11 protein-coding genes are annotated in these 12,404 nt (G+C 49.0%); 6 read left to right on the forward strand and 5 right to left on the reverse strand.

Going from position 1 to position 12,404, the window contains the following annotated elements:
* The first annotated feature begins 13 nt into the window (after window positions 1-13).
* The 6 genes from FHW36_RS13005 to FHW36_RS13030 all read left to right on the forward strand — a co-directional run bounded on the left by FHW36_RS13005 (window position 14) and on the right by FHW36_RS13030 (window position 5,908).
* A complete protein-coding gene (locus FHW36_RS13005) occupies window positions 14-1,399 on the forward strand; it encodes a RagB/SusD family nutrient uptake outer membrane protein (RefSeq protein ID WP_145669161.1) in 1,386 nt (461 codons plus the stop codon).
* Window positions 1,400-1,428: 29 nt separating this feature from the next.
* Window positions 1,429-2,634: an AhpC/TSA family protein gene (locus tag FHW36_RS13010; RefSeq protein WP_186452422.1), complete on the forward strand. Its 1,206-nt coding sequence runs from the start codon at window positions 1,429-1,431 to the stop codon at window positions 2,632-2,634.
* Window positions 2,635-2,653: 19 nt separating this feature from the next.
* Window positions 2,654-3,826, forward strand: a complete 1,173-nt coding sequence (locus tag FHW36_RS13015) for a TlpA disulfide reductase family protein (protein WP_145669167.1) — start codon at window positions 2,654-2,656, stop codon at window positions 3,824-3,826.
* Window positions 3,827-3,854: 28 nt separating this feature from the next.
* Window positions 3,855-4,361: a hypothetical protein gene (locus FHW36_RS13020; RefSeq protein ID WP_145669170.1), complete on the forward strand. Its 507-nt coding sequence runs from the start codon at window positions 3,855-3,857 to the stop codon at window positions 4,359-4,361.
* Between the two features lie 102 nt (window positions 4,362-4,463).
* Window positions 4,464-5,126, forward strand: coding sequence for an HAD family hydrolase (locus FHW36_RS13025; protein WP_145669173.1), 663 nt, complete (start codon window positions 4,464-4,466; stop codon window positions 5,124-5,126).
* A gap of 77 nt (window positions 5,127-5,203) precedes the next feature.
* Window positions 5,204-5,908, forward strand: a complete 705-nt coding sequence (locus FHW36_RS13030) for an NUDIX hydrolase (RefSeq protein ID WP_145669176.1) — start codon at window positions 5,204-5,206, stop codon at window positions 5,906-5,908.
* 4 nt (window positions 5,909-5,912) lie between these two features.
* On the opposite strand, the gene FHW36_RS13035 is transcribed toward FHW36_RS13030, so the two are convergent.
* From FHW36_RS13035 to FHW36_RS13055, 5 genes are all read right to left on the reverse strand, one after another.
* Window positions 5,913-8,675 (reverse strand): glycoside hydrolase family 2 protein, encoded by a 2,763-nt coding sequence (locus FHW36_RS13035; protein ID WP_145669179.1) that lies wholly within the window; start codon window positions 8,673-8,675, stop codon window positions 5,913-5,915.
* A gap of 112 nt (window positions 8,676-8,787) precedes the next feature.
* Complete coding sequence (locus FHW36_RS13040; RefSeq protein WP_145669182.1) at window positions 8,788-10,617, reverse strand: alkaline phosphatase; 1,830 nt, start codon at window positions 10,615-10,617, stop codon at window positions 8,788-8,790.
* A 248-nt stretch (window positions 10,618-10,865) separates the two neighbouring features.
* Window positions 10,866-11,411 carry an RBBP9/YdeN family alpha/beta hydrolase gene (locus FHW36_RS13045; protein ID WP_145669185.1) on the reverse strand — a complete coding sequence of 182 codons (546 nt, stop codon included), beginning with the start codon at window positions 11,409-11,411 and terminating at the stop codon, window positions 10,866-10,868.
* A 216-nt stretch (window positions 11,412-11,627) separates the two neighbouring features.
* Window positions 11,628-11,942, reverse strand: coding sequence for a carboxypeptidase-like regulatory domain-containing protein (locus FHW36_RS13050; RefSeq protein ID WP_145669188.1), 315 nt, complete (start codon window positions 11,940-11,942; stop codon window positions 11,628-11,630).
* Window positions 11,939-12,124: a hypothetical protein gene (locus tag FHW36_RS13055; protein WP_145669197.1), complete on the reverse strand. Its 186-nt coding sequence runs from the start codon at window positions 12,122-12,124 to the stop codon at window positions 11,939-11,941. Before FHW36_RS13055 ends, FHW36_RS13050 begins: the two co-directional genes overlap by 4 nt.
* Window positions 12,125-12,404 lie beyond the last annotated feature (280 nt).

A 12,404-nucleotide genomic window follows, 5' to 3' on the forward strand; every position in this document is an offset into this window, starting at 1 on the left:
AACTGAGCCGGATATGAAAAAATACAGATACCATATAAGCTTGTTTACCTTGTTGCTGGCACTTTGTGCCTGCAACAAGCAACTGGACCTGAAGCCGGAAAATACCATGGTAGAGTCGGAATTGCTGAAGAACGAACCTACCACCGTCAACTACCTTGCGGATACTTATATCCGTATGATGAATGCCTGCGCCGGTAATAACTACATATTTGGAGATGTTACGGGTAATGTTGCCAGTGGTTTTGATCAGAATATTGTAAACGGAACCATCGACCCGAGTAGTGAAAACTACGCTTCCCTGTGGTCTGCTCCTTACCTGGCCATTAACCAGGCGAACGTGATCATTACACAGTTGCCAAGATGGGCACAATTCGATAAGTCCAGGCAAGCGGTGTATATAGCTGAGGCCAAATTTATCCGCGCATTTTGTTATCTGACCCTGATCCAATTGTACGGTGATGGTGCACTGCAAAACAAACCGGATAATATGGGCGTACCGCTGCGCCTCGGCGCGTTCGATGGTTATGATGGTTCCCAGGATATACCCCGTGCTACCAATAAGGCCGTATACACGCAGATATTGAAAGACCTGGATGAAGCCATTGCAGATCTGCCGGCGAACCGCGGCGATGCACTAAACCAGGCGAGTCGTGCTACTAAAGGTGCTGCCAATGCGCTGGCTGCCAGAACCTGCCTGTATACCCGTCAATACGACAAAGCCGCCGCTTACGCCCAGGCAGCAATGGCCGGTAACTATTACCAGCTGCAATCCAATTTCTGGACGTTGTGGCCGGATCATAACAAGCAGAGTACCGGAAGCTACCCGCTCAGCAGCGAACTCCTGTTTGCCTTCCCGGAAAGCTATAACAAGTCATCTAAGTACAACGATAATAACGGTATTTACTACGCTTCCGGCTATACCAAGCCGCTGCCTTCCTTTCTGGCAACTTATGGCGCAGGAGATGAAAGAAATGACAGCCTGATGCTGTATTATAAAGCCATTATCCGCAAATTCACAGATACAAATACAAGGGATAATGTGCCCATGATACGCTTGCCGGAAGTAATGCTCACCGCTGCAGAAGCACTGGCGCATACGCAGGGTATTAACGGCACTTCTATCAACCTGCTTAACCAGGTATACGCCCGCGCCTATACGAAAAATGGCGTGCCGCATGTATATACGGCTGCAGATTTTGGCACACCCACGGACCTCATTACCCGCATATTGCAGGAACGCAAATGGGAACTGGCCTTTGAAGGATTTGCCCGCTTCGATGCCATCCGCAACGACATGGCGCCCAACCCGCAATTGCCGGCCAACCGCTATGCCTTGCCGGTTCCCCAGCATGAAATAGATATCACCCAAGGCCTGATCAAACAAAATCCAGGCTACTGATTATCATACGGAAACTAAAATACATGCAAATGAAGAAAATCATCACAGCCATTTCGGGGACCCTGATCAGTTTGGGCAGCTTTGCCCAAACTGGCCAGGAGATCATACTCCAGGGCACCATTACCGGCGATCTGAAAGGACACAATAAAATGTATCTCTACTCCCGCACTTATCACGACTCTACCACGATAGAAAACGGGAAATATACCTTTCATATCCCCTTTAAGGAACCCGTATTCCTGATCCTGTACCCGGAATACATAAAGGCGGAAAGGCAAATGTATACACCCTTCGGTATTCTCATGGATAAACCCGTTACTTACACGGTTACCAGCGATATCGCCAAAGGACTGAATGCCTCCACCGTAAAAGGTTCAGAAGCAGTAGAATTATTACAGGCCTACGGAAAGGATAAATCGGCCGCCTGGAAATCTATCAGTGAAGTGCTGAAGAAAGAATATGGCCAGCCGTGGCTGCAGGAATCAGATCCCCGCTACGCCGCGTTCGAAGAAAGACAGAAAGCTTTGCAGCAACAATACCTGGTGCCCTTGCTGCAAAAGCTGGTCAAAGAACATCCGGATTCCTATGCATCGGTATTTAGCCTGGGAGAATCCAAAAGTATCATGACGATAGATCAACAGAATCGGCTGTACGAAGGGTTGTCTTCTAAGATGAAACAAACAAAAGAAGCCAAAGAGTTTCACGAATTCGCACAGGGACTTAAAAATTCAGCCGTAGGCAGAAAAGTGAAAAACTTTACTCTGCCGGATGAAAAAGATCAACCCCTCGCATTCAGCCAGTTCAAAGGAAAGTATGTGCTGATCGATTTCTGGGCTAGCTGGTGCGGTCCCTGCCGTAAATCATTCCCGCATATGCGTGAAGTATTCCAGCAGTATAAAGATCAGAACTTTGATATTTACAGCATCTCCATCGATAAGAGTAAGGAGGACTGGTTGAAAGCAGTGGCGCAGGAAAACAATCCCTGGAAGCAAACGCTGGACAATATCAATATTGCAGGCAGCGGCTTTGCCATCACCGGCGTACCTACCACTTACCTGATCAGCCCCGATGGCGTGATCCTGATGAAAGAAGTTGGTTTTAATTCCGATGGAACCGGTGCTATTGAAAAGAAACTGGCAGAACTGTTTGGCGGAAGAAAGGTAACTACAGCAGAAACGTCTAAACCAGCCACCGGTAAGATCACAAAAGCCATTCCTATGGCTACCATGCAATAACTTCATCAAACACTTTTACATGAAACGATGCCAACATGCATTTGCCGGCATACTGTTGCTGCTGGCGGGAAGTACGCTCTCCGCCACGGCGCAGCAGGGAAAGAAGTTTATCACCGTAAGTGGTAAAATTAAATTTCCGCCGCCGGCAGAACAACAACAAAAGTTCCCCTTCCGCGTACAGAAACAAGTAGGCGATGAACGGGTGACCATCGACACCATTCACCTGAAACCCGATGGTAGCTATAGCGTTAAGATCGATGCCACCAGGCCACAATTCTATATTCTCAACGAGTTTGAAGAAGACCGCCTTACCATCTGGGCTGGAAAAGACAACCTGAAGATCGATTTCCGTGGCATGGATACCGCGAAAATCAAGTATAAAAATCCTCCCTACGTATTTATTGAAGGGAGTAAAGAAAATGACCTGATTAACCAGGTGAACTTTATCAGCTATCGTAACTACCAGCAATCAATTGAAAACGGACAGCTGCAATACAAGGCTTCGCTGGCCAAAGACACAGCGCTGGAGAAAGCGCTGGGCAGGCAGTACGACTGGTTGAGTAACGACATGCGAGAGAGAATAAAGCTACTCATTCGCATGAACCAGCACACGCCGGTGTTGATGTATGCGCTGGACTACCTGCATCCCCGCAAGGATAAGGAGCTGATCCTGGCAGAAGCAAGCCGCCTCGCCAAAGCATATCCCTGGCTGGCAGAAGCTAAACAGAAAAGGGAAGACATAGAAAGAGCAGAAGCCATTGCCCGGAAAACCGGCATCGGCGCGGTAGCCATGGACTTTGTACAGAATAACACCAACGGAAAACCGATAAAGCTGTCGGATTACCGTGGTAAATATGTGCTGCTCGACTTCTGGGCCAGCTGGTGTGGACCTTGTCGCGCAGAAAATCCCAATGTACTGGACAATTACGAACGCTTCCACGTCAAAGGCCTGGAAATACTGGGCGTATCATTGGATGATAAGAAAGACGCCTGGATAAAAGCCATCAAAGATGACGGTCTCGAATGGACACATGTCAGCGATCTGAAAGGCTGGAAAAATGCAGTAGCGAAAGAATACAATATCCGGGCAGTTCCCAGCAACTTCCTGATCGACAAAGAAGGGAAAATTGTAGCCGTAAACCTGCGCGGCGAAGAGCTGACCAGCAAGCTGGAACAGATTTTTGGTAAATAATGAAATCACCTGTAATTAAGTAACGTTTATGAAGAGAATACTCACACTGTTGTTAATCTGTTGCAGTACCGCCACCATGGCTCAAATACAGGCAGCAAAGAAGATCATACCGGATTATACCCACGAAACCATCATCAAAAACTCTCCCGTGAAAATCTGGCGGGTCATCCGGAACCTGCCACAGGTAAAGGATTACTCTAATGGCATGATTAAAGACGTACAGATCACCGGGGAAGGCGATAACCGTGTGCGGGAAATTACTTTCGCCGACAACACCAAACGTAAAGATGCGATTGAGCAGGTACATGAATCCTATAAGTTTTTTGTATTCAACATCGTTTCCCCGCTGCCGGCGGGCATTACCCGTGCTACGGTAACCGCCCTGGTAGAATCCATGCCGGATAAGGATGATATGTCGGTAGTAAGATGGAGTATTATACTGGAGGGAGATAAAGGTAGCCGCAAGCCTTTGGTAGATACGCTTTCTGCCGAAATTGCCAACTACGAAACCGGACTGAAAAAGATGCTGGAATAAATAGAGATGGTTTTTTTCCTGCCCGGTGGCCCTTATAGCATTACCAGGGCAGGAAAAAAACGAGGGAATCGTGTATCTTTGCGCCTTACTAAAAAGGGCCTTATGATACAGCAGCAAAAAGCGTTTTTATTTGATATGAATGGCACCATGATCAATGACATGGAATTCCACCTGGAAGGGTGGTTCAACATGTTGAACAGGCTGGGCGCCAATCTTTCAAGAGAGGTAGTGAGGAGTCATATGTATGGTAAGAACGAAGAACTGCTGGTACGCATCTTCGGAGAAAACCACTTCACGCCGCAACAGATGAGCGAAATAGCTCATGAAAAAGAAGTACTGTACCAGGAAGCCTTTCGTCCTCACCTGGAGCTGATTGCCGGCTTACCTGCCTTCCTGGAAAAAGCCGCCGCCACACATATCCCCATGGCCATTGGCTCTGCGGCCAATGCATTTAATATCGACTACGTATTGGATAATCTGCATATCCGCCACTATATGAGCGCCATCATCGGGGCCGAACAGGTTGCTACCAGTAAGCCCAACCCGGAAGTATTCCTGCAATGTGCTGCAGCGCTGGATATAGCGCCAGCCAACTGCATCGTGTTTGAAGATGCACCCAAAGGGGTGGAAGCGGCATTGAATGCAGGTATGAAAGCCGTGGTGCTAACGACCATGCATACCCGCGGGGAATTTGCGGCCTACGATAATATTATCGCTTTCGTGACAGATTACACCGATCCGGTGTTGCAACAACTGTTGGCATAATTCCCGAATCTGACAATATAATTTCTTAATGTCAACAGGGAATTATAAATTGCTGGGTTATATAAAATTTTGCTGGTATGACACGTTATTCCGGGCAGTCAAGAATGCTGGTGGCAGTTGACTGTATCATTTTTGGCTTTGATGGAGAAGCATTAAAACTGTTACTGATAAAGCGCGGGTTCGAGCCCCAGAAGAACAAATGGAGCCTGATGGGTGGGTTTGTACAACCCAACGAAAGCTTTGAAACCGCCGCTGAACGTGTACTGCATAAGCTCACCGGCCTGGAAGGCGTATATATGGAACAGTTGTTTGCCTTCGGCGATCCTTCCCGCGATCCGGTAGAACGTACCGTATCCATCACCTACTTTGCACTGATAGACATTAACCAGTACAAGCTGCAGATCAGCGACGAATACCACGCTGAATGGATTGCCCTCGATCAGCTGCCGGACCTCATCTTCGACCATACCGAAATGGTAAAGATGGCCCAGGAAAAGCTCCGCTATAAAGCCGCTATACATCCCATCCTGTTTGAGCTGCTGCCACTGAAGTTTACCATTCCGCAACTTCAGCTCCTCTATGAAGCGGTATACGATGTTACTTTCGACAAACGTAACTTTAGCCGTAAAGTATTGTCTACCGGCCTGCTCATCAAACAAAAGGATAAAGACCGCCTGAGCTCCAAGCGGGGCGCGTTCTATTTTAAACTGGACAAGCGCAAGTATAACGCGAAATTCAATGCCTTCCTGAACTTTGTGACAGATCCCGGCAACCTGCGCTGATCCTTTACATACCAGCATCTATCCATATACGTCCACTGACCGGCGTATAATTCAGCATCAGGTTGCCCTGGCTTTCAGGTCCCATCCGGGCAGCTTCCTGGAACTTGGTACCTATGGGCGAAATAGCACTCATAAAACCGATATCTCCGTCTGGAAAGGCAGGCGCCGTATAGTTGTTGCCCGCTCCCTTGGGTGACTGGGGACGAAAGACCTGCAAAAACGTACCCTCATTACCGATATAAAAGGTAACCGGGTTACTGGTGGTGTAAAAAGTAGCCCGGCGCACCTGTGCATGATACCCTTTAAACTCAGGATACTCCCAGCTCTCACCGGTCACTGTATTATTATAGGTTTTAAACCAGCTGCCAAACTGCTGCCCCTGCAACCGGTTTTTCCATACCCGGTACGGCCCTTCGCCAATCCAGGCCATTCCCTTCACCATATTTTCCGGGTAGTTAAAGGTAATGCCGGTAAACGGCGTTTCTCCTTTTACGCCATAGCTATAATCCAGCTGGGCGGGGACGCCGGCCTTAATCGTCCATTTTACCTGGAGAAAACCATTGCCTTCATAACGGGCAGTAACAATGTAACCGCTGTCGCCCGGGCTATGACTGAACTGTTGCAGGGTTTGCGTTACGCCCGCCAGCACCGGCCCATTGCTGAGTGGCACCACCCGCCCGTTGGCAACGATATGCATAAGCTGACCACTGGTACGGCTAAACGCATACCGGGCATTGCCGGCAGTAACGTTTAAGGTATCTCCGCTAACCATGGCTGTCACCTGTTGTCCGTTGGCAGTGGCTGCCGGCGGCGCCGGCGACCGTAAAGGCCAGCTCTTTTGTAAGATCTCCCGTCCATAAGGGTCGGTCACCGTAATATATAGCACGTCGGCCTGCTCCCAGTCCCGGGGATGTGCCAGTTGCAGGAAACCTTTGGTATGTGGCGCTAATGCCGGCGCAGTAATATAACCAGCATTGATGGTATCTGCCCGGTTATCTTTTCCGGGAGAAGGCAACCGCAGCAGCTGCCACCGGAACCCGCACTGGGAGAGAGATGTATAGTCATAACAGTTCTCCACAGGTATACGGCCGTTGAAGGCGGCTGTAATAACAGGCAATGATATTTGTACCGGCGACCAGGTGTCTTTGATGGCATAAAAGCTGCCCTCTTTCTCCCGGTGAGGGCCTACAATGCCATCAGGGGCATGATTCCCGTCGGTATCTATCCATCCGTCTTTATCAGTGCGCACCAGCCCCTCGTCCGCCAATACCCACAGGAAGCCGCCACCACCCCGTGGATGCTGGGAAATACGCGCCCAAAAGTCCTGTAACCCGGCGCCCATACCGCCATCGTACAGGCCATGCATAAACTCGGTGGGCATCAGGATATCCTGCTGGTCATATAAGCTTGAATTCACTATGTAGTTGTAGTCGGGATAGTGTTTGGTGTCTATGCCGCTGTATCGCTCCCAGGGATGTAAGACCGGCCGCTGTTGCGGATCATAAAGGGCATAGTCGCCATCCAGGGCCCGATTAAAACCACCTTCATTACCATTATCCCAGAAGATGACGGAAGGGTGGTTAACGTCCCGTACCACCAGCTCTTTTACCAGCCGCCGCCCGGTAACAGTATCGTAAGCGGCCTGCCAGCCGGTAAGTTCGTCCAGTACAAAAAGTCCCAGTGAATCGCATACATCCAGGAAGTGCTCATCCGGCGGGTAATGCGACATGCGCACCGCATTCATGTTCATCTCTTTCATGAGGTTTACATCCAGTATGCTGATGTCTTTACTCAGCGTGCGACCGGTTTCCGGCCACGCGCTGTGACGGTTTACACCTTTTAGCAATACCCGCACACCATTCACGTATATCCCATCCCGTGGGCGTACCGCGATGGTGCGGAAGCCAAAGGGCTGCGTAACGCTGTGCACTACCAGGGAACCGTTCTTCACCTGTATGACCGCCTGGTAACGATGGGGAAACTCAGCGCTCCAGGTGCGGGGACGCGCCACCTGCTGCTGTAACGTATACAGGCGCTCGTCTGGAAGTGTAGTATATGCTTTCTCGTTGGCGATGACAGCCTCTTGTACCGGCTTGCCATCGAAACTAAATACTTGTGCGCTGATGGTATATCCGGCAGGAAGGTTGTTGGTAAATACCTGCACGGTAAAGTCGCCTTTGGCGGTAGCATTAATAGCCAGACGGTTAATATGTACCCTGGGCTTTACTTCCAGGTAAACGGGCCGGTAAATGCCGCCCAATACCCAAAAATCGCCGTTGCGCTCAGCCCTGTTCACACTGGCATTGGCCGACATTTTACTCACTGTTACCTCCAGCAGGTTGCTGCCCTTATGTAATAGTTTGCTGATATCGTAGCTGAACCGGTAAAAACCGCCCTGGTGGATGGCGCCGGCAACGCGACCATTGATTTTTACGTCGGCATCGGTCATCACCCCGTCAAATACCAGGTTTACCTGCTGCTGTTGCCAGTTGGCAGGCGCCTCAAAACGATAACGATAGCTGCCTTTTTCATCTGCCTTTATTTTATCATGTCCGTAGTTGTAACTACCAAATCCCTGCTGTTCCCAATTGGAAGGAACGGGAATGGTAGTCCACTGTCCGCTTTTGCGGCCGCCGGAACAATAAAAGTCCCAGTTAATGGTATGATCTTTATCGGTGCCGGAAAGATAGATGCGTTGGGTTTCCTGTGCGAACGTGGTCTGCAGGTATAATAGGGCCGACAGGAGTAAAGCAATGCGTACTGACATAACTGGAATTTTAAAAATGCCCTTAAAAATAAAAAAAGAAAAGGCCAATACCAGTAAAGTTTTCACTTCTACCAGGTATTGGCCGGTGGCTATTTACAGGGCCCGTTGCCAACTAGCGTTTGAAGCAGGCCATCATTTTCTTAAAAATCTCATTATTCTCATATACTCCCCGGAAAAGCTGGGAGTTAGGACCATAGGCAAATACCATCACCGGGATGCCGGTATGGTCGTTGGTAGCAAAATGGCCGCGCAGCGTGCCTTTGGCAATATCGCCATCCATGAGGGCGAGGCCGCCGGTTTCATGGTCAGCAGTTACAATCACGGTCGTCTGCTTATCCTGGTCGGCAAAGCGTAAGGCTTCTCCTACGGCTTCATCGAAATCGAGCATCTCACGTACCAGGTAATCCAGGTCGTTCATATGACCACCCTGGTCAATACGCGAGCCTTCTACCATCAAAAAGAAGCCTTTGCCGGAAGCATTGAGCTGCTGTAAAGCTTTCTTCAGCGCTGTTTTCAGGTAGTTGCCCCGGCCATTGCGCATGGAACTCACTACTTTATTAGGGAGAATAACCAGGGTACGGTTTTTCGTAGTGGCGTTCCAGTTATCGAGGTTATCATATACCTGTATGCCGGAAGTCGCCAGTTGCGGGCCGAAGTCTTTGTCGAGCGATTCCCGGCCGCCGCCTACTGCCAGTTGCAGTTTGCTGTTCAGCAGCTGACGCTCCAGGGTATAGGTACTATCACGGTCAGCTGTGTGGCCGTAGAAAGAAGCAGGCGTGGCGCCGGTAATTTCTTCGGTCACAATGACGCCGCTCTGCACGCCTTTAGGCGCCAGTATTTCCGGCAATACCGGGATAGACACGTAAGTATTGTCGAGACCAATGGCGCGGTTATGCGTTTTCTGCCCGGTACCCATGGCGGACCCGCCGGCAGCAGAATCAGTGTGGTAATTGTCAGTAGACTGGGTTTTGGATAAGCCCAGCTGTTTCATCTGGAAGATGTTCAGCGCACCTTTGTTGGCGGTATAACCGGAAAACATTTCTGCCAGGCCGGTACCATCACCAATCATCAGGATCACGTTTTTAGAACGTACCTGGGTAGCATCGGATACATACGTAGGCGTATATACGGGATGTACCGGCATATTGGAAGCGGTGTTGTGTTGGGTATTGTGCAACACATCATATAACTCTTCCGGATGGTCGGAGCCAATCCAGTCTACGCCCAGGTCCATCAGCTTATAATAAGTAGAGCGGGTGGAAGGCGCGCCCCAGAAGCGAAACGCATAGCCCTGCTGGTGTACCCGTTCTATGACATGGGTTACCTTTTCCAACTCTGCCGGTACCAGCGTGCCTTTGCCATTCCAATGACTATAGGCACCAAAGTCAACGCTCAGCATGGCAATGCGCGATTTTAACGCTGCCGGGTATACGCTGTCGGGTCGGCCATCGAAGAAAAAGATGGGATCGTATTTAGACCATTCTGCCATAGGAGGTAAGTTCCCGGAGACGACCAGCTTCACAGCGGCAGGGTTCTGGCTGCGGTCAAAATACTGGCGATAGGGGAGTAACAGTTCCTGTAATGCCTGTAACGTAGGACTACCGGCTGTTTTCAGATCTATCAGTAACTGCATGGGAGCACCGTTAGCATAGGGTTTCCCATTATAAAGCGCAAACTGTCGCAGTACCGGTTGCAGGTACATTTCTTTAAAAGTGCGGAAAGGAGTGATAGCACTGGGATCGTGGGCCACATAGAGTACACCGTCTTTCAGGTGTATATCGGCTTCAATGGAACCAAACTGGAGTGAAGCAGCGGCATAAAAAGGAGTAGCCCGTTCATAGTCATTATGGGAGTGTGCATTGGCCATGGTATACTGTTGCATTTGGGCCTGTGCACTGCCGGCCAGTAGTATACCTGATAGTATGGGCAGAAAATTCTTCATTGTATCCTAAAATCTGATTTATAACCTGTTAAATGGGAAAAGTACCCGTTTTAAGGGGCCAAAGTTGACATAATCCTATCTTGTATCCATACACCGCGACTTTATCTTTGTGTTAATTGTTCCGATAGAAAAATCGATTTAGTCCTGGCTTCGGACAGCAAGATATATTTTTTGACAGCAAAAGAAAAACGTTGGAATCGGTGGGAAGGAAAATGGTGGTTACAGGCTAAACGGAAAATAAGTCGGCATCAGAGGGTAGGCCAGTTTTGTATCAGCGCTTTCAGGAGATTCTGGCCTTCCTGCCATTCACCCAAACCTGATTCACTGTTAATATGGCCTTTGGCGCCCGCATTCACAAAACGGCTGCCCCAGTGGTTGGCTAAAAAAGCTGCTCTTTCCAGCGTACAATAGGGATCATTGGTACTGGCAACTACCATAGTAGGAAAGGGCAGCTTCTCCAAAGGAATAGGAGAAAAGCCTTGCGCCTCCGGAAGGAAGTCCGGTCTTTCGGCATCTGCAGGCGCTACCAGCAAAGCGCCGGTAATTTTCAACCTGGTTTTTCCTGCCCAATGCACCAATGCTATACAGGCCAGGCTGTGGGCAGCAATCACTACCTGTGGGCCGGCATCCGCCACTGCCTGCTCTATGCTGGCTACCCAATCCTCGCATACCGGGGCATCCCAGCTGCGCTGCTCAATCCGTCTGGTACCTGGTATCAGCTGCTCCCACAGTGTTTGCCAGTGTAATGGCCCGGAGCTACCTAGTCCGGGCGCTGTCAGAACTTTAATTTCCATGACAAGAAGCGTTGTATGTTGAAAGATAGTAAAAGAATAAGGAATAACACAGGGCGATTTACAGACCGGCCATGAACAAGGCCTGCCACAAAAAAATAGCCGGTACTGGAAAGTACCGGCAACAGGTAACAACCAAAACAGCATTATTAATACTGAGTATCGTCGATTTTAAAAATACCGGCAGGAATATTCCCGCCGGTGTACATAAGTGGATTTTTAAAATACAAACCCTTTCCGCTTGAACATCCAGATATTACGCCAGCCATCTCCCTGCTGTACCAGCGTCATCTCGTTTCGTTCAGCTTTATAATATTGTAAGCAACATTGTCGCCCAGCTAATTTTACTACTATATTAACCCCGGGAAGCGGCGCGCTATCTTTGGCATCCAGTACCTTGCCGGTAATGGTTTGTTTTACTGAGTGCATATAGGTGTTTCCGTTAATAACGGAGGCCAATAACGTGGATGGAGCAATCGTCCATAAGACATACTGCCGCGGAATAAAATTGCTGATGGCGTACCTGTTTTTCATGTGAACGTTATATGAATCACTTTGTCTGACACCACCTGTAATTTTATCTGCCTGGCGCCGTTACGGGCGGGCTGTTTTAAATGCACTACTATACCATCCGACAGTTTATCTACCTGACCGGCAAAACATCCCGTGGTAAGAAGTGTGGCTGGTACAGTCGGTATCGCCCTCTTTATCTGCATAACTTGACTGGATTTTACCTTGATGGAACGTGGTTGCTGGTGATAGGTAACTGATCTTTTTCCAAAACGTGTTTACTTCAAAACATGTGGAAACAAAAATAAATGGCCCCCCGGATTCACAGGGTATGGATATGTTTTAGATGTGGGGCGATTATGTTAATCTGTTCCGGCTGCGGGGCAACAGAATGATAGGTAACAGGGTATAAAATGTTAATTCAGAAAGATGTGAGTGGTTGATTTTGAGTGAGTTAAATCATGAATAAGCCGATGAGCGATGCGG

The organism is Chitinophaga polysaccharea, from assembly GCF_007829335.1.
Taxonomy (GTDB): domain Bacteria; phylum Bacteroidota; class Bacteroidia; order Chitinophagales; family Chitinophagaceae; genus Chitinophaga; species Chitinophaga polysaccharea_B.

Coding starts and splice junctions, on each gene's coding strand:
- FHW36_RS13005 (WP_145669161.1), top strand. CDS start 14: ATGAAAAAATACAGATACCATATAAGCTTGTTTACCTTGTTGCTGGCA.
- FHW36_RS13010 (WP_186452422.1), top strand. CDS start 1,429: ATGAAGAAAATCATCACAGCCATTTCGGGGACCCTGATCAGTTTGGGC.
- FHW36_RS13015 (WP_145669167.1), top strand. CDS start 2,654: ATGAAACGATGCCAACATGCATTTGCCGGCATACTGTTGCTGCTGGCG.
- FHW36_RS13020 (WP_145669170.1), top strand. CDS start 3,855: ATGAAGAGAATACTCACACTGTTGTTAATCTGTTGCAGTACCGCCACC.
- FHW36_RS13025 (WP_145669173.1), top strand. CDS start 4,464: ATGATACAGCAGCAAAAAGCGTTTTTATTTGATATGAATGGCACCATG.
- FHW36_RS13030 (WP_145669176.1), top strand. CDS start 5,204: ATGACACGTTATTCCGGGCAGTCAAGAATGCTGGTGGCAGTTGACTGT.
- FHW36_RS13035 (WP_145669179.1), bottom strand. CDS start 8,675: ATGTCAGTACGCATTGCTTTACTCCTGTCGGCCCTATTATACCTGCAG.
- FHW36_RS13040 (WP_145669182.1), bottom strand. CDS start 10,617: ATGAAGAATTTTCTGCCCATACTATCAGGTATACTACTGGCCGGCAGT.
- FHW36_RS13045 (WP_145669185.1), bottom strand. CDS start 11,411: ATGGAAATTAAAGTTCTGACAGCGCCCGGACTAGGTAGCTCCGGGCCA.
- FHW36_RS13050 (WP_145669188.1), bottom strand. CDS start 11,942: ATGAAAAACAGGTACGCCATCAGCAATTTTATTCCGCGGCAGTATGTC.
- FHW36_RS13055 (WP_145669197.1), bottom strand. CDS start 12,124: ATGCAGATAAAGAGGGCGATACCGACTGTACCAGCCACACTTCTTACC.